This is a genomic window from Yoonia sp. F2084L (assembly GCF_023015625.1).
Classification (GTDB): Bacteria; Pseudomonadota; Alphaproteobacteria; order Rhodobacterales; family Rhodobacteraceae; genus Yoonia.
In genome coordinates this window covers 793,628-816,795 of record NZ_JALKAH010000001.1, presented here as the reverse complement: position 1 = coordinate 816,795, position 23,168 = coordinate 793,628, and the positions used below count along the sequence as shown (strand labels likewise).

The 23,168-nt window shown below is 57.4% G+C and carries 20 protein-coding genes and 1 tRNA gene; 7 read left to right on the top strand and 14 right to left on the bottom strand.

Features of this window, described 5'->3' with window-relative positions; all coding sequences use genetic code 11:
- Nucleotides 1-50: 50 nt before the first annotated feature.
- From glp to MWU60_RS03985, 6 genes are read right to left on the bottom strand one after another with little or no spacing between them, the layout of a single operon-like run.
- Nucleotides 51-1,223, bottom strand: a complete 1,173-nt coding sequence (gene glp / locus MWU60_RS04010) for a gephyrin-like molybdotransferase Glp (RefSeq protein ID WP_247225764.1) — start codon at nucleotides 1,221-1,223, stop codon at nucleotides 51-53.
- Nucleotides 1,220-1,696: a cyclic pyranopterin monophosphate synthase MoaC gene (gene moaC, locus MWU60_RS04005; protein WP_247225763.1), complete on the bottom strand. Its 477-nt coding sequence runs from the start codon at nucleotides 1,694-1,696 to the stop codon at nucleotides 1,220-1,222. Before moaC ends, glp begins: the two co-directional genes overlap by 4 nt.
- The gene (trpC, locus tag MWU60_RS04000; RefSeq protein WP_247225761.1) at nucleotides 1,696-2,502 is read right to left on the bottom strand and encodes an indole-3-glycerol phosphate synthase TrpC; all 807 of its coding nucleotides are present in this window, start codon (nucleotides 2,500-2,502) and stop codon (nucleotides 1,696-1,698) included. The genes moaC and trpC overlap by 1 nt, the downstream gene beginning before the upstream one ends.
- Nucleotides 2,499-3,140 carry a uracil-DNA glycosylase gene (locus MWU60_RS03995; RefSeq protein WP_247226175.1) on the bottom strand — a complete coding sequence of 214 codons (642 nt, stop codon included), beginning with the start codon at nucleotides 3,138-3,140 and terminating at the stop codon, nucleotides 2,499-2,501. Before MWU60_RS03995 ends, trpC begins: the two co-directional genes overlap by 4 nt.
- Nucleotides 3,140-4,156 carry an anthranilate phosphoribosyltransferase gene (trpD, locus tag MWU60_RS03990; protein WP_247225760.1) on the bottom strand — a complete coding sequence of 339 codons (1,017 nt, stop codon included), beginning with the start codon at nucleotides 4,154-4,156 and terminating at the stop codon, nucleotides 3,140-3,142. Before trpD ends, MWU60_RS03995 begins: the two co-directional genes overlap by 1 nt.
- On the bottom strand, nucleotides 4,153-4,734 hold the full coding sequence (locus MWU60_RS03985; RefSeq protein ID WP_247225758.1) for an aminodeoxychorismate/anthranilate synthase component II: 582 nt from the start codon (nucleotides 4,732-4,734) through the stop codon (nucleotides 4,153-4,155). The genes trpD and MWU60_RS03985 overlap by 4 nt, the downstream gene beginning before the upstream one ends.
- A 123-nt stretch (nucleotides 4,735-4,857) precedes the next feature.
- Between MWU60_RS03985 and MWU60_RS03980 the strand changes: the two genes are divergently transcribed.
- Nucleotides 4,858-6,438: a divergent polysaccharide deacetylase family protein gene (locus MWU60_RS03980; protein WP_247225757.1), complete on the top strand. Its 1,581-nt coding sequence runs from the start codon at nucleotides 4,858-4,860 to the stop codon at nucleotides 6,436-6,438.
- A gap of 15 nt (nucleotides 6,439-6,453) precedes the next feature.
- On the opposite strand, the gene trpE is transcribed toward MWU60_RS03980, so the two are convergent.
- From trpE to fabI, 5 genes are all read right to left on the bottom strand, one after another.
- Complete coding sequence (trpE, locus tag MWU60_RS03975; RefSeq protein ID WP_247225756.1) at nucleotides 6,454-7,962, bottom strand: anthranilate synthase component I; 1,509 nt, start codon at nucleotides 7,960-7,962, stop codon at nucleotides 6,454-6,456.
- Nucleotides 7,963-7,970: 8 nt separating this feature from the next.
- The gene (locus MWU60_RS03970) at nucleotides 7,971-9,809 is read right to left on the bottom strand and encodes a peptidylprolyl isomerase (RefSeq protein ID WP_247225755.1); all 1,839 of its coding nucleotides are present in this window, start codon (nucleotides 9,807-9,809) and stop codon (nucleotides 7,971-7,973) included.
- A gap of 65 nt (nucleotides 9,810-9,874) precedes the next feature.
- Nucleotides 9,875-11,050, bottom strand: a complete 1,176-nt coding sequence (locus MWU60_RS03965; protein WP_247225754.1) for an aminotransferase — start codon at nucleotides 11,048-11,050, stop codon at nucleotides 9,875-9,877.
- A gap of 99 nt (nucleotides 11,051-11,149) precedes the next feature.
- Nucleotides 11,150-11,653: a xanthine phosphoribosyltransferase gene (gene gpt / locus MWU60_RS03960; protein ID WP_247225748.1), complete on the bottom strand. Its 504-nt coding sequence runs from the start codon at nucleotides 11,651-11,653 to the stop codon at nucleotides 11,150-11,152.
- A 3-nt stretch (nucleotides 11,654-11,656) separates the two neighbouring features.
- Entirely contained in the window at nucleotides 11,657-12,463 is an 807-nt protein-coding gene (fabI, locus tag MWU60_RS03955; RefSeq protein ID WP_247225747.1) for an enoyl-ACP reductase FabI, read from the bottom strand.
- 153 nt (nucleotides 12,464-12,616) lie between these two features.
- Between fabI and pdxH the strand changes: the two genes are divergently transcribed.
- From pdxH to MWU60_RS03925, 6 genes are all read left to right on the top strand, one after another.
- Entirely contained in the window at nucleotides 12,617-13,222 is a 606-nt protein-coding gene (pdxH, locus tag MWU60_RS03950; RefSeq protein ID WP_247225745.1) for a pyridoxamine 5'-phosphate oxidase, read from the top strand.
- Nucleotides 13,223-13,343: 121 nt separating this feature from the next.
- Nucleotides 13,344-13,871 carry a cold shock domain-containing protein gene (locus tag MWU60_RS03945; protein ID WP_247226174.1) on the top strand — a complete coding sequence of 176 codons (528 nt, stop codon included), beginning with the start codon at nucleotides 13,344-13,346 and terminating at the stop codon, nucleotides 13,869-13,871.
- 29 nt (nucleotides 13,872-13,900) lie between these two features.
- Nucleotides 13,901-14,344, top strand: a complete 444-nt coding sequence (locus tag MWU60_RS03940; RefSeq protein WP_247226173.1) for a DUF192 domain-containing protein — start codon at nucleotides 13,901-13,903, stop codon at nucleotides 14,342-14,344.
- Between the two features lie 44 nt (nucleotides 14,345-14,388).
- A tRNA-Pro gene (locus MWU60_RS03935) sits at nucleotides 14,389-14,465 on the top strand.
- A 560-nt stretch (nucleotides 14,466-15,025) separates the two neighbouring features.
- Nucleotides 15,026-18,673 (top strand): vitamin B12-dependent ribonucleotide reductase, encoded by a 3,648-nt coding sequence (locus tag MWU60_RS03930; protein WP_247225744.1) that lies wholly within the window; start codon nucleotides 15,026-15,028, stop codon nucleotides 18,671-18,673.
- A 258-nt stretch (nucleotides 18,674-18,931) separates the two neighbouring features.
- A complete protein-coding gene (locus tag MWU60_RS03925; RefSeq protein WP_247225742.1) occupies nucleotides 18,932-20,848 on the top strand; it encodes a cation:proton antiporter in 1,917 nt (638 codons plus the stop codon).
- Here the strand turns inward: MWU60_RS03925 and MWU60_RS03920 are convergent.
- The 3 genes from MWU60_RS03920 to eno are packed head-to-tail and all read right to left on the bottom strand — an operon-like array spanning nucleotide 20,845 to nucleotide 23,128.
- Nucleotides 20,845-21,264 carry a cupin domain-containing protein gene (locus tag MWU60_RS03920; protein WP_247226172.1) on the bottom strand — a complete coding sequence of 140 codons (420 nt, stop codon included), beginning with the start codon at nucleotides 21,262-21,264 and terminating at the stop codon, nucleotides 20,845-20,847. The two genes, MWU60_RS03925 and MWU60_RS03920, sit on opposite strands and share 4 nt — an antisense overlap.
- Nucleotides 21,261-21,854: a GNAT family N-acetyltransferase gene (locus MWU60_RS03915; RefSeq protein ID WP_247225740.1), complete on the bottom strand. Its 594-nt coding sequence runs from the start codon at nucleotides 21,852-21,854 to the stop codon at nucleotides 21,261-21,263. The genes MWU60_RS03920 and MWU60_RS03915 overlap by 4 nt, the downstream gene beginning before the upstream one ends.
- Nucleotides 21,851-23,128: a phosphopyruvate hydratase gene (gene eno, locus MWU60_RS03910; protein WP_247225739.1), complete on the bottom strand. Its 1,278-nt coding sequence runs from the start codon at nucleotides 23,126-23,128 to the stop codon at nucleotides 21,851-21,853. Before eno ends, MWU60_RS03915 begins: the two co-directional genes overlap by 4 nt.
- Nucleotides 23,129-23,168: the final 40 nt, after the last annotated feature.

The following is a 23,168-nucleotide window of genomic DNA, read 5'->3' as shown; positions in this document are numbered from 1 at the left end:
CTGCCGTAAGCCAAGATGCCTCCGGCGGAAGTTTGACGGGACGAAGAAAGTCAGAGGCGGATGATCTGGACCCTGTCGCCAGCTTTGCGGGCTGGATCGTTGATCCCGCGCACGGCGAGGCAGTTGGCGTCAGCGAGCACGGTGAGCAAGGCGCTGTCCTGGCGGTCGAAGATTGTTACGCCATTCGACCCGAGGTGCGCGCGCATGTAGTGTTCGCGCGGGCCGTTTGCAGCAGTGTCTTTGGACAGTGCGTGCGTTTCACGCGGTGCCGGATTTTCACCGAGCCCCAGCATCTTGCGGATGACCGGTGCCAGAAAGATATGCCCGCAAACCATCGCCGAGACAGGGTTGCCTGGCAGGCCGATCATTGTGGCTTGGCCGATGCGTCCCGCCATCAGTGGTTTGCCGGGTCGCATGGCGACTTTGTAAAAAGATCTTTCCATGCCTTTGGCCTGTGCCACGGTGCCGACAATGTCGTGGTCGCCAACTGATGCCCCCCCGATTGTGACGATGAGGTCAGCATCGACGGCCAGATCAAAGGCAAGCCCCAGTGATGCCGCGTTGTCGCGTGCGATGGGAAGCAGCCTGGCCTTTGCTCCAAGGTTTTCGATAAGCGCAGCTAGCCCGTAGCTGTTTGAAGCGATGATTTGATCATCGCGGGGTGTTTCGCCCGGTTGGACCAATTCATCCCCGGTCGCGATGATCGCAACACTTGGCCGGCGCGTGACGGGGACGGTTGCGATGTTCATTGACGCCAGCAATGCGACGTCAGAGGGGCTCAGCACACGCGAGGCGTTTATCTTATCACCGGTTTTGAAGTCAGCACCTGCCGGGCGTACATGTGGTTTGTCATTGGCACTGTCGTCGAGCGTGATCGTGTCGCCATCGCGCGTGATGTTTTCCTGAATGATGACGTGATCCGTACCATCTGGCAGGGGTGCGCCGGTGAAGATGCGTACGGTTTGGCCTTGGCCGACGGTGCCGTCCCATCGGTGGCCTGCGGCGGCTTCTCCAATGACCTCAAACGTTTGCCCCGGCTTGATCGCGTCCGCTTTCACCGCATAGCCATCCATCGCAGAGGCAGCAAACGGCGGCTGGTTGCGCGTCGCCTGCACATCCTGCGCCAACACACGTCCGTTTGCTTCGCTAAGCGGGACGTTCTCGGCCTCTAGCGGAGAGGCGAGTGTGAACAGTTGCGCCAGCGCGTCCGCGACGGTGATCATGGGTTTTCAAACCGTCCGGATTTGCCGCCGTCTTTGAACGTCAGGCGCACGCCGCCTATTTCCATGTCCTTTTGCACCGCTTTGACCATGTCGTAGACGGTGAGCGCCGCAGTACTTACGGCGGTCAGGGCTTCCATCTCCACCCCGGTTTGGCCGCCTGTTTTGACCGTTGCCGTGATACGGATGCCGGGCAGGGCGCTGTCTGGTGTGAGGTCCAAGGCGACTTTTGTGATGGGCAGCGGATGACACAGCGGGATCAACTCGGCGGTTTTCTTGGCACCCACGATGCCAGCGATCCGTGCGATACCCAGAACGTCGCCTTTATCCGCACGGCCTTCGGTGATCAGCGCGAGCGTTTCAGGGGTCATTTTGATGTAGCCTTCGGCAATCGCTGTACGCGCTGTCACGGGTTTGTCCGAGACATCGACCATATGCGCTTTGCCGTCCGTGTCGAAATGCGAAAGGCCTGTCATCACATCGTTCCTGTCGCTGGATTGGCGAGCAGGCTGCGGGTCGCTGCCGCTACATCGTCTTGGCGCATCAGGCTTTCGCCGATCAGGAACGTCCGCGCGCCATAACGGGCCATGTCGGCCAGTTCGGCGGGGGTGTTCAGCCCGCTTTCGCAGACGATTATCCTGTCTGTAGGCACCAGTTTTGACAGGGTCCGTGTGGTGTCCAGCGTGGTCTCAAAAGTCTTGAGGTTGCGATTGTTGATGCCCATCAGCGGCGATTTCAGTGCTGTGGCCCGTTCGAGTTCGTCGGCATCATGGACCTCGATCAGCACATCCATGCCCCAGGAAAAAGCCGCATCCTCAAGCTCTTGCGCTTGGGCGTCGCTGACGCTTGCCATGATGATCAGGATGCAATCAGCGTGCAGGGCACGGGCCTCGGCGACCTGATAGGTGTCGTACATGAAGTCCTTGCGCAGGGCGGGCAAGTCGACAGCGCTGCGAGCGGCGGTCAGATAGCTGTCGTCGCCTTGAAACGACGGGCCGTCCGTGAGCACGGAAAGGCAAGTCGCTCCACCCTCGGCATAGGCCTCGGCCAATGCTGGCGGGTCAAAATCGGCGCGGATCAGCCCTTTGGAAGGGCTGGCCTTCTTGATCTCGGCGATCAGACCGTAACCTTCACGTGCGGCATCAGACAGTTTCGCGGCAAACCCGCGTGTGGGTGGGGCTGCATTGGCACGCGCTTCGACTTCGTCCAACGGGACAGAAGCCTTGCGCGCTGCGACCTCTTCCAGCTTATAGGTTTTGATCTTTTGCAGAATGTCGCTCATGGGTCCGCCCAGTTGATTGGCTGTTGGCCTTGATCAATAAGCCACTGGTTCACCTTTGAAAATGGGCGCGACCCGAAAAACCCGCGATGGGCCGAGAGCGGGGATGGGTGCGCGGAGGGCAAGATCAGATGATGGGGGGCGAGGTGTTTGGCATAGGTTTGGGCAGGACCACCCCATAAAATGAAAGCGCGGGGGCGATCGTTGAGCCGTTGCAGCACCTGCTTTACAAGCGTCGACCAACCTAGTTTGGCGTGCGCTTTGGGTTTGCCGGGTGGCACGGTGAGGGCGGTGTTGAGCAGCAAAACGCCCTGATCGGCCCAATCCTGTAACCCGGTTTGCGTGCGTCGTTGACCGGTATCGCTTTGAATTTCCTTGAAGATATTTCCCAGACTATCAAGCCTGCCGCCAAATTCCATGGGGATTGAGAAGGCCAGACCGTCGGCCTTGCCTGGCGTATGATAAGGGTCTTGGCCAAGGATCACGACGCGTGTGGCGTCAGGTTGCGTGCGGGCGAATGCGGCAAATGTCAGCGCTGGCGGCGGCAGGACATCACCATCAATTGCCGATTTGATCTTTGGCAGGTCTTCGGCAAAGAAGGGCAGATCGCCCCATGCGCCAAGCCCGGACAGATCAAACATCATGCAGCAGAAGTGATGCGGGCAAGGGTTTCCACGGCGTGTTTTGCCTTGCCGCTGTCGATGCTTTCACGAGCCAGTGCGACGCCTGTTTTCAGATCGTCCACCTTATCGGCGACCACCAATGCAGCTGCGGCGTTCAGTAACACCGCATCACGATAGGCACCTTCCGCACCATCAAGCAAGGCCGACAGAGCCGCCGCATTTTCTTCGGGCGTACCGCCCAAGATATCGCGGAAGTTATGCACCGGCAGGCCCGCGTCTTCGGGATGAATTTCGCGGGATGTGATCTTGCCGTCTTCCAAGGCTGCAACAGCCGTTGGTCCGCAGATCGTGATCTCATCCGTGCCGTCGCTGCCGTGGACCAGCCACGCTTTTTCCGTGCCAAGCTGTTGCAAGGTTTCCGCCATCGGAAAGATCAGATCAGGGGCGAATGCACCGGTTAACTGCCGCTTGACGCCCGCCGGATTAGTCAACGGGCCCAATATGTTAAAGATCGTCTTTGATCCCAGCTCAACACGGATCGGCCCAACATGTTTCATGGCCGGATGATGCATCGGGGCCATCATGAAACCAATCCCGGCTTCTGCGATCGCCTGTTCCACCACCTCTGGTCCGACCATCACGTTGATGCCCAAAGCACCTTGCACGTCAGCCGTGCCGGATTTTGAAGACAGGTTGCGGTTGCCATGTTTTGCAACAGGCACGCCTGCGCCAGCCACAACAAAAGCGGTCGCGGTCGAGATATTCAGCGTGTGCTTGCCATCACCGCCGGTGCCGACGATATCCATCGCACCTTCTGGGGCTTTGACTGGCACGCAGTGGGCGCGCATGACGGCGGCTGCGGCGGCATACTCAGACACAGACTCGCCGCGTGCGCGCAGCGCCATCAGGAAGCCACCGATCTGGGCCGGGGTCGCTGCCCCTTCAAACAAATATCCAAATGCCTCTTCCGCTTGCGCACGCGATAGCGGCCCTTCGGAGGCTGCAAAGATCAGAGGCTTCATTGCATCGCTCATGCGGGCACCTTTGTCGTGTTCAGGAAGTTTTGCAGCATGTGGTGGCCGTGTTCGGACCGGATGCTTTCGGGGTGAAACTGCACCCCGTGGATAGGCAGGTCGCGGTGTTGTACGCCCATGACCGTGCCATCATCCAATTCGGCGGTGATCTCAAGGCTGTCTGGCATGCTTTCACGGTCGATCACCAGCGAATGATAGCGCGTCGCTTCAAAGGCGTTTGGCAGATCAGTAAATAGACCTTTGCCGGTATGCTGCATGGTCCCCATCTTGCCGTGTACGATCTCATGGCAGCGGGTGATCTTGCCGCCAAAAGCCTCGCCGATGGCCTGATGCCCAAGGCAGACACCGATCAGGGGTGTTTTCGTCTCAGCCGCGGCATGTACCAGCGCCAGGCAGATGCCTGCATCGGCGGGCACACCGGGGCCCGGTGACAGCATGATGGCGTCGGGCTGCATCGCCATGGCTTCTTGCACATTCAGCACGTCATTGCGTTTGACTACCACTTCAGCCCCCAGTTCGCCTAAGTAGTGGACAAGGTTGTAGGTAAAGCTGTCGTAGTTATCGATCAAAAGCAGCATGGGTGAATCCTGCGCAGGTTGAAAAAGGGGCTACCGCCGCCCTACAAGAGAGCGGTATAACCGAGTTAATACATGGGCCGGGACGCAAGGTGGCGTCAAGGTCGAACAAAAGGGTGTGGGCAGATGCAGAGCTTTCTTCAAGGCAGTCTATGGGGGCTGGTTGTCGGTGGCGTGGGGCTGAGTTTTGTCTCATTGGTCAATGAACAGCCGGTCTTTGCGTCGGGACCCCCGGCACCGCAGTTGGCCGCACCGCAGTTGGAAACGGTTCAGGAAACCCCATCTGTCGCGCTTCAGGCGTCTGAAGAGGATAGCCCGACATTCACCCCTGCGCCCCCGTTGAATACGCTGCCAGAGCTGTCCGATGCCACACCCCAGGTCGCCACGGAATCCGCTGATCCGCCGCAGACGACCGAGGTCGCCACTGCTATTGAAACACCACAGGAGGTGGCTGATCCCATGTTGGATGGCACGGTTGATGCCCCGATTGCTGGAACTGACGAAGCCGCGCTTGCGACGGCGATGCCGGAAAGCGCGGCACCGAGTGCCCCCGCAGCACCGCTGGTGGTCACATCAGATGACACCCAAGCGGCAACATCTGTGCAAGACACAGATGCGCCCGAGGTCACCGTGATTGAGCTTGGTACGCCACGCGCGGACAACGCCGCTTTGGATGATGCATCCACAGAGCCTTTGATCGTGATTACGCAAGTGGAACCCGAAGAGGCCGAGACCAGTCAACCCGATGAGGTTGTCGCTGAGGATGCTGCCACACCGGCCGAAGCACCAGCGCAAGAAGAGGTCGTTGCTGACGCGCCTGCTGAGGAAACTTTGGAGCCCGCTCCGAGTACAGAAGCTGCATCTATTGTCGAAGACCCAACACCGACGCCCCAAGTGGTTGAGACGGGTCCGCCCGCAACCGTAACGCCAGAACTGCCGCAGACCAATGCGGCCGTGCGCATCAATCGCCCCGGTGCTGATACCGATGAGGTCCCTGAGGACACTACTGACGAAGATGCGCTGCCAGATGATGCGCCTGCTTTGCTGCGTTTTGCCGCTGCATTTGAGAACCCGGACGATCTTCCTCTGATCTCAGTCATTTTGATCGACACTGGTGCGGTGGATGCAGCCCCGGCGGCGCTGTCCGAACTGGGGTTTGTTCCGACGGTCGTCATCAATGCGCTTGCAGCTGACGCCGCCGATGCGATGGCAGCGTACCGCGCGGCGGGTATTGAAGTTGCGATGCAGGCGGATTTGCCGGATGCCGCCCAACCCGTCGATGTCGAGGTCGCGTTTGAGGCCGCCTTCGCGCAGCTTCCGGAGGTCGCGATGCTGTTCTCAAACGGGGTAGGTGCATTGCAGAACCGGGATGTCACTGCGCAGGTCATGGAAATTCTGGCCGCCGATGGCCGTGGATTTGTGACCGTCCAGCAGGGTTTGGGCAACGCGGCCCGCACAGCCCAACAAGAGGGCATAGCAGCCGCGACGATCCTGCGTGATCTGGACGGCGCAGGCGAGGACAGCCGCGCGATTACGCGCGCGCTGGATCAAGCCGCGTTTCGCGCCCGGCAATCAGGTGATGCTATCCTGCTGGGCAGGCTGACGCCGCAGACTGTCGATGCTTTGCGCGAATGGGCTGCTGATGTGGATCGCGAAACGCTGGCGATTGCGCCGGTATCGGCAGTCTTACTGAAGCAAGCTCAGTAGCTTGTCGCGACGGCCCTAATTGCCGTTCCCATGGAACATCCGCGCATCCGCTGCTGCTTTGCGGATTGCGTTCGATTTATGCACGGTTTCCTGATACTCGGCTTCTGGATCGCTGTCATAGACAACGCCGCCGCCGGCCTGAATATAAAGCTTTTCGTCCTGCAAAACCGCTGTTCGCAGCGCGATGCACATATCCATGTCACCGTTGGCACTAAAGTACCCGCAGCCACCGCCATAAACGCCGCGCTTTTCGGGTTCCAGTTCATCAATGATTTCCATTGCACGCACCTTGGGCGCGCCTGAAACCGTACCTGCTGGCATCCCTGCGAAGAACGCGCTTAGGGCATCTTGATCGTCGGCTAACTCGCCCACGACGTTTGATACGATGTGCATTACGTGACTGTAACGTTCGACGATGAATTGTTCAGTGGGTCGCACCGTGCCGATCTTGCTGACTTTCCCCGTGTCGTTGCGCCCTAGATCCAGCAGCATCAGGTGCTCGGCCAGTTCCTTTTTGTCGGCCATCAGATCGGCTTCGTTGGCGTTGTCTTCATCCGGCGTTGCACCGCGTGGACGCGTCCCTGCGATGGGCCGGATTGTCACTTCGTCGCCAAAGACACGCACAAGGATTTCGGGGCTTGCGCCGATGACCTGAAAGCCACCGAAGTTGAAGAAGAACATAAACGGCGACGGGTTGGTGCGGCGCAGCGAGCGATAGAGCGCAAAGGGCGGTTCACGAAAATCCTGCGTCCAGCGCTGCGAGGGCACGACCTGAAAGATGTCGCCTGCTTTGATGTACTCTTTGGCTTTCTCAACCGCTGCCAGATAGGCTTCGTGAGTGAAATTGGAGACCGGCGGCGCCACAGGGGCCGGATCGGCCAAATCACGCGCCTCGCTGGGCATCGGGCGTTCCAGGCTGCGTTGGGCATCCATCACCCGCTCTGCGGCCTGGGCGTAGGCCGCGCGCGCCGAAAGGCCGGAATTGACGTAAGCAGGCGCGACAAGGATCACGTCGCCTTTCACCCCATCAAGGACGGCTACCACCGAAGGGCGCAGCATCACGGCGTCGGGCAGACCCAGCGGGTCCGGGTTGACGTCGGGCAGGCGTTCAACCAGCCGGATCATGTCATAACCCAGATACCCGAACAGTCCCGCAGAGGCGGCAGGCAGGTCCGCAGGCAGATCAATACGCGATTCGGCCAATAGCGCGCGCAGGGCCGTCAGCGGATCATCATCCATGGGTCCAAACGCACTGTCATCAAAGCGGGCAGAGCGGTTCACCCGAGATACTGTCCCATGACACTCCCAGATCAGATCGGGGTTCATGCCGACGATAGAATAACGCCCGCGCACTTCACCGCCAGTTACACTTTCCAGCATAAAGGCGTTCTTGCCTGCGCCCGACAGTTTGAGCATCAGCGAAACAGGCGTATCCAGATCAGCGGCAATACGCGTGTAGACGACCTGATTGCCGCCCGCATCATAGCCTTGGGCGAAACTGTCATAGTCGGGCAAAAGTGCCATAAATCAGCCTATTGAAACTGTGCGTTGACCGCGTTGATGGTTTGTTGGTTCAGGCTTTGCTCGGTCTGTTGGCGCAGCGCGTTTGCGTAGGCGTCAAAGATGTCCTGCGCGATGCCAGCGCGGGCCGTTTCGGCCACAGCATCCCGTTGCGCGACAACAGATTCGTCGTTCAAATCAGGGGCTGCGATGTTATCAAGCCGGACCACCAACGCGCGATCCTCAGCGTCAACCACGCGGACGTCGCCAATGGCCATCGCAAAGATTTGATCGTTGAAATCAGGCGGTGTACCTTCGATGAAAGTGCGCCGTGTCATGCCTTCTTCGACTGTTGGTTCCAGCCCTACCGTTTCAAACCCGGTCAAAGGCAGGATGTCAGCGGCGATTTCCTCGGCCAGTGCGATCACGGCTTCTTGGCGCGCCTGATCCTGCCACGCGGCCGAGACAGCATCGCGCACATCATCAAGCGGCTGAAGGGTTGGTGGTGTGATGCCATCAAGGGTCAGCGCGAAAATACCGCCATCGGCCAGATCGTAAATTTCGGCGAATTGACCCTCTTGGACGGCGGCTGCTTCACGCCGGAACGCATCATAAGCGGCGATGCCATCGGTATTGTCAGGTGTCCATTCAATCGTACCCAAGCGCATGTCGGTGCGTTCAGCCAGATCGGCCATCGTCGCACCACCGGCCAGCAGGTCAACGATTGGGTCGGCACTGTCATTGATATATTCGCGCGCGGCATCTGCCGCCAGCTCATCACGCAGGGCAGGCGCGGCTTCTTCCAGCGAGGTCTCTTGCGACGCCAATACCGCATTCATCCGAAAAAGCGCAGGCCCAAGGGGCGAATTGAAAGGCCCCACAACGTCGCCTGCGTCTGCTGCAAAGACAGCCTCGCCTGCACTGCGCAGATCCTCTTGGCTGACATCGCCAAGATCAATATCAGCCAGTGTCAAACCACGCTCGGCGACAAGGTCTTCAAATGTGATCTCGCCAGCGTCCAACCGCGCCATCGCATCATTGGCGCGTTCTTGATTGAGGTAGACCAGACGCTCAACAAGGCGGCGTTCAGGCTGCACAAATTCCGCAATGCGTTGGTTATAGAGCGCTGACACGGCCTCATCCGTGACAACCATATCGTCAAGGATCATGTTTGGTGTCAGCCACACATAGGTGATGTTGCGGGCCTCGGGCAGGGTGAATTCAGCCGGGTTTGCGTCGTAATACTCCTGCTGTGCGGCAGGTGTGGCACCGGGTACAGGGGCGGTCAGGTCACTTGCGTCAACGACAGCCCAAGTAATGCTGCGGTTTTCGCTGATGTATTGGACCAACGCATCGGCATAAGCATCTGGGGCAGGGATACCGCTGACAACCGCAGCTTGCAACAGAGTGCGTGCGGTTTCTTCGCGAATACCGGTTTCGAACTCTTCTGCCGTTTGGCCGGTCTGCTGCAAAGCAAGGCGATAGGTATCGCGGTTAAATCCGCCTGCGCCCTGAAAGGACGGGATCGCTTGCAACCTTTCAAAGACGCGTGCGTCCCCAACGGACACGCCAAGCTGGCTTGCCTCATTGTCCAGCGTGCGCAGCAAAACGACCTGGCTGAGTGCAACTTGATCAATGCCAAAGGCCTGCGCCTGCTGGAATGAAATCTGCTGACCAAATTGCGCTGACAACGCGCGGATTTGTTCGTTCAATGCGCGCTGGTAAGACGCGACGGTCACGTCTTTATCACCCACGGTGCCGATGTTGCGGATATTCCCGCTGAGGCCACCGGTGCCAAAACCGGCAAGGCCCAGAAGGATGACCCCGACGATGATCCATGCGCCGTAACGAGGTTTGTCTTTTTTTGCCATTTTTCCCTGTCGCTCCGCCCGCTGGTTTGCGTCTGAATAAGGGTGCAGGCGCAGGGGTGCAAGTGTTAGAAGTGCAGTTCTGACAGCCTGTTGAATAAGGTCTCAACACCTGCGCGGTCGATGTTGGCAAATGCGATGCGCAACTGCGTTTCGCCGTCGGGCAAGGTGTCGGGCATAAACATGGTGCCGGGCAAAAGCAGAACGCCCGCCTCTTTGACCAGAAGCGGGGCCAGATCAGCCGATGACATCGCAAAAGGATGCTTGACGTAAGCGAAATACGCGCCGCATCCCAGCAGTTCCCAACCTTTGGCGGCAAGTTGCGGAAAATGGTCTTCGATCGCCGCACGCCGGTCGAGGATTTCGCGCCGTTCACCTGCCAGCCAATCAGTCAGGTTTTGCATCCCCCAAAGGGCCGCGCGTTGGCCCAACTGGTTGGGGCAAATCGTGACGGTGTCGAGGAACTTTTCGATTTCAGCCAGACGCGCAGTGCTGGCGACGACCGCACCGACCCTGTGACCCGTCAGGCGGTAAGCCTTTGAAAATGAATAGAGTTGGATCAAGGTATCGTCCCATGTCTCATCCACGAAGAGGTCATGCGGTGCGCCGTCGCGGCTGTCAAAATCGCGATAGGTTTCATCGACAATCAAGGCAATGCCGTTTGTGCGGGCAAGGTTACGAAAGGCGGCCAGCGTTGCGGCTGGGTATTCGACCCCACAGGGGTTGTTGGGGCTGACCAAGGCAATGGCGCGGGTCTTGGGTGTGATCAGCTTTTCGGCGTCCGCTACACGAGGCACCATGCCGTCGCCAGCCAGGAGTGGTACGGTTTTGACACCTGACATATCCAGCCACATGCGATGGTTGAAATAGTAGGGGACGGGGATGATCACCTCATCACCCTCGGCGCAAAGGGTCGCGATTGCGGCGGCAAATGCCTGATTGCACCCGGACGTGATTGCAACCTGATCTGAGGTGACGGTGCCACCATAGCTGGTGGTCCATTGTCGGGCGACCTCGGCACGGAGTTTCGGCAGCCCCAGCACCGGGCCATAGAGATGGGCTTCGGCGTCATTGAGAACAATCTGCGCCATCGCTTCGCGCAGCGGGGTGGGCGGGGGATCAACCGGGGCGGCCTGACTGACGTTCAGAAGGGGGCGGTCAGCGGCGTGGGTGACGCCATTCAACCAGCGCCGCGCCTCCATCACAGGTGGGGCAAAGGTCGCGGCTGTACGTGTTTGGGTCATGGCGTTCTCCAAAAAGAGCGGCTGCGCCGCACGATATTATGGATGCCTCCGGCGGGAGTTTTTGGGCAAGATGATAGGGCGAGACGGCCTTGGGCTGTCTTAATCCTTGCCGCGGTAAGGTTCGACATATTGCAGGGCCATGTCCCATGGAAAGAAGATCCATGTGTCCTGGCTGACTTCTGTGATGAAGGTATCGACCTGTGGGCGTCCCTTGGGTTTTGCATAGACGGTCGCAAAATGCGCGTTTGGATAAAGGTCGCGGACCAGTTCGAGCGTTTTGCCGCTATCCACCAGATCGTCGATGATTAAAATGCCGGTGCCATCCCCCATCAAAGCGGCATCCGGCGCTTTGAGAACCTTTGCCTCGGCCCGATCCTGATGATCATAGCTTTTGACGCTGATTGTATCGACCGTGCGGATATCCAATTCACGCGCGGCGATCATCGCCGGGGCCATACCGCCACGTGTGATGGCAACCACAGCGCGCCAAGCGCCATTGTCCGGGCCTTGCCCGTCCAGCCGCCACGCCAAGGCGCGGCTGTCGCGGTGGATTTGATCCCAACTGATGTGAAACCCTTTTTCATGTGGGAGGCGATCTGTCATGCTCTATTCCTTGGTGATATCGGGCGCATCGACAGCCTTCATGCCGACCACATGGTAGCCTGCATCGACATGCAGCACCTCACCTGTGACGGCGCTACCCAGATCAGACAGCAGATAAAGCGCGGATTTACCCACCTCTTCCTGTGTGACGGTCCGACGCAGGGGTGAGTTATACTCGTTCCACTTCATGATCAGGCGGAAGTCGCCAATGCCGGATGCTGCGAGCGTCTTGATGGTACCTGCGCTGATCGCATTCACCCGGATGTTGTCCCTACCCAGATCCTCGGCCAGATAGCGAACCGAAGCCTCAAGAGCGGCCTTGGCCACACCCATGACGTTGTAATGCGGCATGACTTTTTCAGCACCGTAATAGGTCAGTGTCAGGCAGGAACCGCCATCAGTCATCATTTTTTCGGCCCGTTGCACGACGGCTGTGAATGAATAAACGGAAATATCCATGGACATCGCAAAGTTGTCGCGACTGGTGTCGACATAGCGACCGCGTAGTTCATTTTTGTCGGAAAAACCAATGGCATGGACGATAAAGTCCAGCTTGCCCCAACGCTCTTCCAGAGACGCAAAAAGTGCGTCGATAGACGCTTCATCACCCACATCACAGGGCAGCACAATGTCAGAGCCAACAGATGCCGCCAACGGGCTTACCCGCTTCTTCAAGGCCTCGCCCTGGTACGAAAAAGCAAGCTCAGCGCCGGCGTCAGCGCAGGCTTGCGCGATTCCCCATGCGATTGATTTATCATTGGCGAGCCCCATGATCAGACCTCTTTTGCCTTGCATCAGCTGAGATTTCATCGCGCGTCTTCCTTTGTTGTTTGCCCTTCGGCTTATACTTCGTTTAGGCGATTGCAAGCGGTCCAGCAAGTATCTGAACAGTGGCGCAAAAAGCTTGATACTGTGTCCAATTGCTCTTAAGCCTACAGGTGGGGGTTTTGTTAAGGATCAGCTATGTCTGACCGGGACGGCATTTTTGCGGGAGCAGACCCATTCGCCATCGCGCGGCAGTGGCTTGATTCTGCCAATGCGACAGAGCCCAATGATCCCAATGCAATAGCCCTTTCAACCGTCGATGCAGATGGCCTGCCGAATGTGCGCATGGTACTGCTGAAAGACATCGAATTGGACGCATTTGTGTTTTACACAAACTATGACAGCCGGAAGGGGCAAGAAATTGCGCAATCTGGCAAGGCGGCCTTCGTTCTGCATTGGAAATCACTCGCAAGGCAGATACGAGTACGTGGATTGGCCTCGAAAGAGGATGGACCAATTGCCGATGAGTACTATAAGTCCCGTTCACTCAAGAGCAGGGTGGGGGCATGGGCATCGCAACAATCACGGCCGTTAACGTCGCGTGCGACTTTGATGGCAGACGTTGCGAAAGTAACAGTACAAAAAGGTGCGGACCCGGAACGGCCGCCTTTTTGGGGTGGTTTCCGGATTGTACCTCTGGAGATTGAGTTTTGGTCTGATGGTGCATTTCGATTGCATGACCGGTTTCGGTGGTCACGTAATGAGGTCGATCAGGATTGGGAGATAACCCGTCTCTCTCCTTAACTGCCATTATTTTGTGGCAACATAGAAATCGAGAGAGACGATGGTACGACAGTTCGGGTCTAATGAAGACACAAACATGGACGGCGATTGGGACGAATCCGCTGTTCAAGAGGAAGACACGATGGAAACGCAGGACACCGGGACACAACGTCAGGTGCGAGGACAGGTAAAATGGTTTGACCCCACGAAGGGGTTTGGTTTCGTGATCTCGGATGAAGGCGGACCCGATATTCTGCTGCATGCAAATGTACTGCGGAATTTTGGGCAGGGGTCCGTTGTTGACGGCTCTGCTATTTCGATTGTCGTGCAGGATACCCAGCGTGGTTTGCAAGCGACTGAGGTGCTTTCTATTACGCCACCGCAGACGGAAGAGTCGTTGCCGCTACGCGATATGGTTGAGTTCACCGCCGAAGATATCGCCCAGAAACCGATTGAACCCGCAAGGGTCAAGTGGTTCGACAAGGCCAAGGGCTTTGGTTTTGCCAATGTCTTTGGCAATAACGATGATGTCTTTATTCATGTTGAGGTTCTGCGCCGCTCTGGCCTGTCGGACCTGCAATCAGGCGAGGCCATTGGCCTGCGCATGGTGGATGGCGAGCGTGGACGTATGGCGATTGATGTCATCGGATGGGAGGCCGCGGCCAAGTGAGGTTGCCCGCTTGCGTTTGTGTCCTGAGTTTGTTGGCCCAACCGCTTTTGGCGGACTGCGCTGACGGCAGGCTGACCGTCGCGGGTGACTTTGGTCAGGCGACCTTTACCGTTGAAATAGCGGATGATGTCCAAGAGCGCGCTCAAGGGCTGATGTTCGTCGAGGACATGCCTATGTTGTCAGGCATGTTGTTTGTCTATGAGCGCCCGCAAAGCGTCAGTTTCTGGATGAAAAACACGCTTATTCCGCTTGATATGCTGTTTGTTAGTCCCGAAGGTGAGATTTTGAACATCCATGAAAATGCGGTGCCGGGCGATCTGACACCGATTCCCGGCGGGAGTGGCGTGCAGATGGTGCTTGAGATTAACGGCGGGCTGTCGTCACGTCTTGGCATAGCACCCGGCGATGTGATGCAGCATCCCAGCTTTGGCGCAGACGCTATTTTGCCTTGTGGCGAAAAGACTGAAGGTTAGGGCTTTTCAAATCAGTTTGGTGGGGCTAAAGACACGCCATGGTTCGGGGCGTAGCGCAGCCTGGTAGCGCATCTGTTTTGGGAACAGAGGGTCGGGAGTTCGAATCTCTCCGCCCCGACCACTTCACCACTACCGTTGAACGTCAGACTGTCGATTTAGTCGCGGATCGGCATTTGGCGATGATCGTATTGGTTGCATATATATCATTCATACTTTGTTAACATTCGTTAATGCAGCAAGGGATTTTCGGCTGCAAACTTCATCAATTGTCTGAAGAGATTTGGCTAAGTCTGCCGACTAGAAGGGTTTCTGCTTTTTGGATCGGCGGCCCCGCTTGTGGACAATCTTGTGCATGAATCAGTTATCGTTGCGCCGCCCATTTTGACGCTAGGTCGTCAACTCAATAAATCTGTATTTTGTGTTAAAAATCCGTTGACCCACTAGGGCTAGATGCGTCACCTTGTGCAAACCGACGCAAACCACACTAGATGTGGTGTCGGTAAGGGGACAGTTCAGCAGGCGGGTGTTAACTTTTGGCACCGCAGAGACGTTTTCCTGATCAATGATCGGGCCAGACGCTTTTCGCCAACGCACGACCTGTTGCCATGTAGTTTTGGCCGCATTCGCGGCGATGTTGAGAATGAAGCCGCAACGACGGCGCACATGATATGGGGCAGACCAATGAAAATTGACCGCAGTTTCACGAAAGCCAAAACAGGCGCTTACGGAGAGCTTGAGTTCAAAACAACCACATCAGAGATTCGCAATCCTGATGGCACGGTCGTTTTCAAACTTGACGATTGTGAAATTCCGGCTGGTTGGAGTCAGGTTGCCTCTGACGTGATTGCGCAGAAGTATTTTCGCAAAGCGGGTGTGCCATCGGAACTGAAGCGCGTGAAAGAAAAAGGTGTGCCTGAATTCCTGTGGCGCTCTGAGCCCGCAAAGGGTGCCACTTTTGGTGGTGAAACTTCTGCCAAGCAGGTTTTCGATCGTCTAGCCGGTGCATGGACATATTGGGGCTGGAAGGGCGGTTACTTCACGTCCGAGGAAGACGCACGCGCCTATTTTGATGAAATGCGCTACATGTTGGCCACCCAGCGCGCCGCCCCAAACAGCCCGCAGTGGTTTAACACTGGTCTCCACTGGGCCTATGGCATCGACGGTCCGGCACAGGGTCATTACTATGTCGACTACCAAAGCGGTGAGTTGACCAAATCTGCGTCTTCTTATGAGCACCCACAACCACATGCCTGCTTTATCCAATCCGTCGGTGACGATCTGGTGAACGAAGGTGGGATCATGGACCTGTGGGTTCGCGAAGCACGCCTGTTCAAATACGGCTCTGGTACAGGTACCAACTTCTCCTCCCTGCGCGGTGACGGCGAAGCATTGTCTGGTGGCGGTAAATCATCCGGCCTGATGGGTTTCCTAAAAATCGGCGACCGCGCTGCCGGCGCGATCAAGTCGGGTGGCACAACACGCCGTGCGGCCAAGATGGTCATCGTTGATGCCGACCACCCCGATATCGAAGAATTCATCAACTGGAAAGTTATCGAAGAGCAGAAAGTGGCGTCGATCGTCGCAGGTTCCAAGATGCATGCGCGTTACCTGAACGCGATCTTCGCGGCGATCAAATCCTGGGACGGTGAAGAAGTGTCGGCCTATGATCCCAAGACCAACGACACATTGGCCGCTGCCGTGAAAGACGCCAAGAAGTCCGCAATTCCAGAAACTTACATCAAGCGTGTTCTGGATTACGCAAAGCAGGGTTATTCCAGCATTGAGTTCCCGACCTACGACACAGACTGGGACTCCGAGGCGTATTCATCGGTTTCCGGCCAGAACTCCAACAACTCGATCCGCGTCACAGATGCCTTTCTCAAGGCCGTCGAAGACGACGCAGACTGGAAACTGATCAACCGCCGTAATGGTGAAGTCGCCAAGATCATCAAGGCGCGTGAGCTTTGGGAGCAAGTGGGCCACGCCGCATGGGCCTGTGCCGATCCGGGCATCCAGTACCACGACACGGTTAACGCATGGCACACATGCCCTGAAGATGGCGCAATTCGCGGTTCAAACCCTTGTTCCGAATACATGTTCTTGGACGACACGGCCTGTAATCTTGCATCAATGAACCTGCTGACGTTCTACAAAGACGGTGCGTTCCAGGCCGAAGACTATATGCACGCCACGCGCCTGTGGACCGTGACATTGGAAATTTCGGTCATGATGGCACAGTTCCCATCCAAGGAGATCGCGCAGCGGTCCTATGACTTCCGCACGCTGGGTCTTGGCTATGCCAACATCGGCGGTCTGCTGATGAACATGGGCTTTGGCTATGACAGCGACGAAGGTCGTGCGATGGGCGCTGCGCTGACGGCGATCATGACGGGTGTCTCTTATGCCACCTCCGCTGAAATGGCGGGCGAATTGGGTCCATTCCCGGGCTACAAGAAGAACAGCAAGCACATGCTGCGCGTCATCAAGAACCACCGCCAAGCGGCGTTGGGCAAGACAGACGGCTATGACAAGCTGGACGTCAAGCCTGTGCCACTTGACCACGCCAACTGCCCTGACGAGCGTTTGATCGAATTGGCAGTCGGCAGCTGGGATGAAGCGCTGAAGCTGGGCAAAAAGCACGGCTATCGCAACGCGCAAGTCTCGGTCATCGCGCCAACTGGCACGATCGGTCTGGTGATGGATTGCGACACCACAGGAATCGAACCTGACTTTGCGCTGGTGAAGTTCAAAAAGCTGGCTGGTGGCGGCTACTTCAAGATCATCAACCAATCCGTGCCAGCCGCACTCGAAAAGCTGGGCTATGGCTCTGCGCAGATTGAAGAGATCATCGCCTATGCTGTCGGTCACGGCTCTATCGGTCAGGCGCCTGCAATCAACCACACGTCACTGATCGGGCATGGGTTTGGTCAGGCGGAGTTGGACAAGATCGAAGCGGCTCTCGCATCCGCCTTCGATATTCGGTTCGTCTTCAACCAGTGGACGCTGGGCGAGGAGTTCTGCACCAAGACGCTGGGTATTCCAGCCGAAAAGCTGAACGATCCCACCTTCGATCTGCTGCGCCACCTTGGCTATTCCAAGCAGGACATTGACGCGGCCAACGATCACGTCTGCGGAACAATGACACTCGAAGACGCGCCTCATCTGAAAGAAGAGCACTATGTGGTCTTCGATTGTGCCAACCCATGTGGCAAAAAAGGCAAGCGTTATCTGAGTGTTGACAGCCACATCTACATGATGGCCGCGGCACAGTCCTTCATCTCGGGTGCGATCTCCAAGACGGTCAACATGCCGAATGATGCGACAATCGAGGACTGCCAGAAGGCCTATGAGCTGTCCTGGTCGCTCGGTGTGAAGGCCAACGCGCTTTACCGTGACGGCTCCAAACTGTCCCAACCGCTGGCCGCCGCCTTGGTTGAGGATGATGAGGACGCGCAGGAAACACTGGAAAGCGGCAACCACCACGAAAAGGCCGCCGTTCTGGCCGAAAAGATCGTCGAAAAGATCATCGTGCAGGAAGTGCGCAATCGTGAGCGTGAAAAGATGCCGCAGCGCCGCAAGGGGTACACCCAGAAGGCCATCGTGGGCGGGCACAAGGTTTACCTGCGCACGGGCGAGTATGAAGACGGCCAGTTGGGCGAGATTTTCATCGACATGCACAAGGAAGGTGCTGGCTTCCGGGCGATGATGAACAACTTCGCCATCGCGGTATCGGTCGGCCTGCAATACGGCGTGCCACTGGAAGAGTTCGTGGATGCCTTCACATTCACCAAGTTTGAGCCTGCTGGCATGGTCCAAGGCAACGACAGCATCAAGAATGCAACGTCGATCCTTGACTACATCTTCCGCGAATTGGCTGTGTCCTATCTGGACCGCACCGATCTGGCGCACGTCAAACCAGAAGGTGCGACATTCGACAGCGTCGGCCGTGGCGAGGAAGAGGGCGTGTCAAACGTTCAGACACCAACCGAAAACGCCGCTTCGCGGTCGCTTGAGGTGCTCAAGCAGATCTCATCCACCGGTTACCTGCGCAAGCGGATGCCACAGGATCTGGTTGTCCTGCAGGGCGGTATGGGTGCGACAGCACTGGCGACCGGCACAGATGCGGCGGTTGCGTTGCAAACACTGGTGCCCGATGTCAGCGAAAGCGTTGTGGCCACCGGAACAGCCACGACAATCTCGGCCCGCGACAAGGCCAAGATGCAGGGCTATGAGGGTGATCCTTGCGGTGAGTGCGGTAACTACACGCTGGTCCGCAACGGAACATGCATGAAGTGCAACACCTGCGGCGGAACGTCTGGGTGTAGCTAAGACTTTTCTGGAAAAGTCTTATGCCAGAAGGAATTTCCAGAAATTCCTTCGCTAATAACTGAGCTTCAGAGCAGGTGCGCTTGCTCTGACGCGGATCGAGCCGCAGGCAAACAAACCGAGCGGTATATAATGAGTGAGCTTGATCAGCGAAACTACGGAGGGGCCTTGTGTCCCTCCTTTTTTATGTCGTGTCAGGTGCCGCCTCTTTCCAAAACCCGTAACCCATGCGCATGATTTCCTGAACAAAGGATCGTGCTTATGACCGACTTTCTCTTGCTTGCTTTCATCTTTTTGATTGCCGGTGTCATCGCCGTGCCGATTGCGACCCGGCTGGGCCTGGGATCAGTGCTGGGCTATCTGATCGCAGGTATCGTCATCAGCCCGGTGCTGGCCCTGCTGAACGTCGATGTGATCTCAATCCAGCATTTTGCGGAATTTGGCGTTGTGATGATGCTGTTTCTTGTGGGCTTGGAGTTGGAGCCCAAGCGGCTTTGGGCGATGCGAGGGCAGTTGATCGGGCTGGGTGGCGGTCAGGTGGGACTGACCGCCGCGGCGATCATGGCGCTTGGGATGATGTTTGGCCTTGGCTGGACGGTCGCCCTTGCCGTCGGTCTTATCGCGGCTTTAAGTTCAACGGCTATCGTATTGCAAACGCTGAATGAAAAAGGCCTGATGAAAAGTGACGGAGGACGGTCCAGCTTCGCCGTTTTGCTGGCGCAAGACATTGCCGTGATCCCGATGCTGGCGTTGATGCCTTTGATGGCGATGCCGGAACTGTTGGATATGGCTGGCGATGTCGCGCATGGCGGCGACGATCACGGTGGGGGTGATCATGCAGCGCAGATGAGCCTTGTTGCTGGTCTTAACGGCTGGCAGACCGCCCTTGTCAACGTCGTGGCGATTGCAGCGGTTGTCGGGGTTGGCAGCTTTCTGACCCGCCCGATTTTTCGGTTTATCGCTGGTGCAAACTTGCGCGAATTGTTCACCGCGACCGCGTTGATGATGGTCATCGGTATTGCGCTGCTGATGTCGCTTGTGGGACTCTCGCCTGCGTTGGGCACTTTCCTTGCCGGTGTCGTGCTGGCCAATAGCGAATACCGGCATGAGTTGGAGTCCGATATTGACCCGTTCAAGGGGCTGCTGCTGGGATTGTTCTTTATGACCGTGGGGGCGGCCATCGATTTTGCGCTTTTGGGCGATAACCTGCTGTTGATCCTTGGTCTTACCTTGTTGTTGATCGGCGTGAAGGCCTGTGTGCTGATGATCTTTGCTGTGATCTTCAAGATACGTGGCGCGGACCGATGGTTGCTTGCACTCAGCCTTGCACAGGCAGGTGAGTTCGGGTTTGTGCTGCTGTCCTTTTCGGTTACAAACCTGATCCTGCCGCAGGTATTGGCTGACAAGCTGCTTATCGTCGTCGCCATTTCCATGATGCTGACGCCGCTATTGTTTATCTTCTACGATCGCGTGATCGTGCCGCGCTACACCGTGACTGCTGACGATGAAGCAGACGATATTGAAGAGCAGGGCGAGGTGATCATTGCAGGCGCCGGCCGCATTGGTGGTTTGGTCCGGCGCATTCTGAGTGCGGCGGGCTACGCCCTGACGGTCATCGACTATAATGCGCAACATCTTGAAAATATGCGTCGTTTTGGGGCGCGTATCTATTATGGCGATGCCACCCGACCTGATCTTTTACAGGCGGCTGGTCTGCAAAGGGCCAAGGTTTTTGTGGCCGCCATTGATGATCGTGAAAAGCTGACCGAGCTGGTGCGCTATGTGCGTACAACCGCCCCGCATGTCCATATCATCGCCCGCGCTGTAGACAGGCATCATGTGTATGAGCTTTGGGCCGTGGGTTGCCGGGACATCATTCGCGAAAACTATGACAGTTCCCTGCGCATGGGCCGTTCCGCGCTTGAGGCGCTCAACATTCCCAAGGATCGGGCGCAGATGATGGTCGATGCATTTAACCGCGCTGACCGATCCTCGATGATTTCGCTCGCGGATGCCTATGACCCGAACATCCCAGTGATGGAGAACACGGCCTATATTGCCCGCGTGCAGGAAATCCTTGGACCGCGAGAAGTGGCCATGAACGCCGAGATGATGGAAATCTTGGAAACCGGCGAGATGCCGGAGGAGGAACTACCGGAGGATGGACCCAGCGGTTAGCGCGGAATATCGACGCCGGGATCGGCGAGGGTAAAGCCCTCAAATTGAAATCCGGGGGAAACGGTGCAGCCAACCAACGTCCACTCGCCGGTCGTTGCCGCTTTTTGCCAGTGACCCATGGGGACGATTGCTTGCGGTGATTGCGCGTTTGTCAGGTCAGGCCCAAGCATATGATCAGTCGCGGGCCCATCGAGCGTCGGTGCCAGCGACAAGATCAGCGGCGCACCTGCGTAGTAGTGCCAAATTTCGACCGCATCGACCGTGTGCCAATGGCTTTCCTCTCCGGCTTTCAGCAGGAAGTAAATGCAGGTGCCCGTGGGGCGGCCGTCGTTTTCAGCCACCCATGTCTGGCGGTAATGTCCGCCTTCGGGATGCGGGGACAGGTTAAGTCGCGCGATGATTTCGTCCGCGGTCATGTCAGGCATGGGACGTGCGGTGCTGTGTCCAGGGAATGGTGGCCGCTTAATCGCGGATCAGCAAAGACCTCGACCGTGCGTTTGATTGGTGTAAAGCCGGCCTTGAGGTAAAAGGGCAATGCCTGCGGTGAATCGAGGTGGCAGGTGCAGACATGAAAGCGGGTGATATTGCGCGTAAATGCCTCTGTCTGCGCCAGTGCCATCATCGGGCGTCCCAGCCCTTGGCCTGTGGCCTCAGCCACCAAGCCGAAAAGTAACAGCTCGCAAGCACCTTCTTCGCGAAAGTCGAGCTCGACCAATCCGATGGCGTCCTGATCCTGATAGATCACCCAATAGTCCACATTCGGGTCCGTCAGGATTGCTGCCAATTCCGCATCAGGGGCCGTCAGACTGGATGTCCACAGCCATGGGGTTCCGACTTTACGAAAGAGCGCGCGGAATGCCTCAACGCTAAGGTCTTCCTTGCGCGCGCTAAAGCCATCCGGGAACGGCAAACCTGGGCCCATCGTTGGCGCGGTCATCTCAAGCGTTGTGATCACCGTCGCAATGTGAGTTGCAGGCACATCGTATTTGCCCGTTGTCAGAGTCATCCTTTCAGGATGCTCCGACCAGCATATACGGCTGTTTCGCCAAGCAATTCTTCGATACGGATCAACTGGTTATACTTTGCCAGACGGTCAGAACGTGACAGTGAACCGGTCTTTATCTGACCGCAGTTGGTCGCGACCGCGAGGTCGGCAATCGTGGCATCCTCCGTCTCGCCCGAACGGTGGGACATGACATTCGTGAATTGCGCGCGGTGGGCCATATCGACCGCCTGCAAGGTCTCGGTCAGCGTGCCGATCTGGTTGACCTTGACCAGCATGGAATTGGCAGAGCCTTTGGCGATCCCATCGGCCAGACGGGCAGGGTTGGTCACAAACAGGTCGTCACCGACCAGCTGGATCTTGTCGCCAATCATGTCGGTCAGTGTCTTCCAGCCGTCCCAGTCATCCTCTGACATGCCGTCTTCGATGCTGATGATGGGGTAGTCTTCTGCCAGTTTCGCAAGGTAGGCCGCGTTCTCTTCCGATGTCAGTGATACACCTTCGCCGACCATCTCATACTTGCCGTTCTTGTAGTATTCGGTCGCGGCACAATCGAGGGCGAGGTAGATGTCTTTGCCCGGTTCATAGCCCGCTTTTTTGATAGACGTCATGATGAAATCAAGCGCGTCACGTGTGCTGGCAAGGTTGGGGGCAAAGCCGCCTTCGTCGCCGATACCCGTGTTGTGGCCTGCCGCAGACAGTTCTTTCTTCAGCGTATGGAACACTTCGGACCCCATGCGCACGGCCTCGCGGATGTTTTCCGCGCTGACCGGCATGATCATGAATTCCTGAATGTCGATGGGGTTATCGGCATGTTCGCCACCGTTGATGATGTTCATCATCGGAACGGGCAGGGTACGGGCAGAGGTGCCGCCGATGTAGCGGAAGAGGGGCTGTGCGGTGAAATCAGCCGCGGCCTTGGCCACCGCCATAGAAACACCCAAGATCGCGTTTGCACCCAGGCGGCCTTTGTTGGGGGTCCCGTCCAGTTCGATCATTGCCATGTCGATGGCTACCTGCTCGGTCGCATCAAAGCCAAGGATGGCTTCGGCAATCTCACCATTCACGGCGGCGACGGCCTCTAGCACGCCTTTGCCCATATAGCGGCTTTTGTCACCATCACGTTTCTCGACCGCCTCATGCGCACCCGTGGATGCCCCCGATGGCACGGCCGCGCGGCCCATGGTGCCGTCTTCCAGGATCACGTCGACTTCGACGGTCGGGTTGCCCCGACTGTCCAGAATTTCGCGGGCGTGGATGTCGATGATCGTGCTCATGGGGATGCTCCTTAAGCGGGGTGTTAGCGGTATCAGCGCC

Bases quoted from the DNA above. Each gene is read 5' to 3' on its own strand.
- MWU60_RS03945 (WP_247226174.1), top strand. From the start codon at position 13,344: ATGGAAACGCAGGACACCGGGACACAACGTCAGGTGCGAGGACAGGTA.
- MWU60_RS03930 (WP_247225744.1), top strand. From the start codon at position 15,026: ATGAAAATTGACCGCAGTTTCACGAAAGCCAAAACAGGCGCTTACGGA.
- moaC (WP_247225763.1), bottom strand. From the start codon at position 1,696: ATGACAGGCCTTTCGCATTTCGACACGGACGGCAAAGCGCATATGGTC.
- glp (WP_247225764.1), bottom strand. From the start codon at position 1,223: ATGATCACCGTCGCGGACGCGCTGGCGCAACTGTTCACACTCGCCTCT.
- MWU60_RS03980 (WP_247225757.1), top strand. From the start codon at position 4,858: ATGCAGAGCTTTCTTCAAGGCAGTCTATGGGGGCTGGTTGTCGGTGGC.
- MWU60_RS03985 (WP_247225758.1), bottom strand. From the start codon at position 4,734: ATGCTGCTTTTGATCGATAACTACGACAGCTTTACCTACAACCTTGTC.
- eno (WP_247225739.1), bottom strand. From the start codon at position 23,128: ATGAGCACGATCATCGACATCCACGCCCGCGAAATTCTGGACAGTCGG.
- trpD (WP_247225760.1), bottom strand. From the start codon at position 4,156: ATGAGCGATGCAATGAAGCCTCTGATCTTTGCAGCCTCCGAAGGGCCG.
- trpC (WP_247225761.1), bottom strand. From the start codon at position 2,502: ATGAGCGACATTCTGCAAAAGATCAAAACCTATAAGCTGGAAGAGGTC.
- MWU60_RS03920 (WP_247226172.1), bottom strand. From the start codon at position 21,264: ATGACCGCGGACGAAATCATCGCGCGACTTAACCTGTCCCCGCATCCC.
- pdxH (WP_247225745.1), top strand. From the start codon at position 12,617: ATGTCTGACCGGGACGGCATTTTTGCGGGAGCAGACCCATTCGCCATC.
- gpt (WP_247225748.1), bottom strand. From the start codon at position 11,653: ATGACAGATCGCCTCCCACATGAAAAAGGGTTTCACATCAGTTGGGAT.
- MWU60_RS03925 (WP_247225742.1), top strand. From the start codon at position 18,932: ATGACCGACTTTCTCTTGCTTGCTTTCATCTTTTTGATTGCCGGTGTC.
- trpE (WP_247225756.1), bottom strand. From the start codon at position 7,962: ATGGCACTTTTGCCCGACTATGACAGTTTCGCCCAAGGCTATGATGCG.
- MWU60_RS03995 (WP_247226175.1), bottom strand. From the start codon at position 3,140: ATGTTTGATCTGTCCGGGCTTGGCGCATGGGGCGATCTGCCCTTCTTT.
- MWU60_RS03915 (WP_247225740.1), bottom strand. From the start codon at position 21,854: ATGACTCTGACAACGGGCAAATACGATGTGCCTGCAACTCACATTGCG.
- fabI (WP_247225747.1), bottom strand. From the start codon at position 12,463: ATGAAATCTCAGCTGATGCAAGGCAAAAGAGGTCTGATCATGGGGCTC.
- MWU60_RS03965 (WP_247225754.1), bottom strand. From the start codon at position 11,050: ATGACCCAAACACGTACAGCCGCGACCTTTGCCCCACCTGTGATGGAG.
- MWU60_RS03970 (WP_247225755.1), bottom strand. From the start codon at position 9,809: ATGGCAAAAAAAGACAAACCTCGTTACGGCGCATGGATCATCGTCGGG.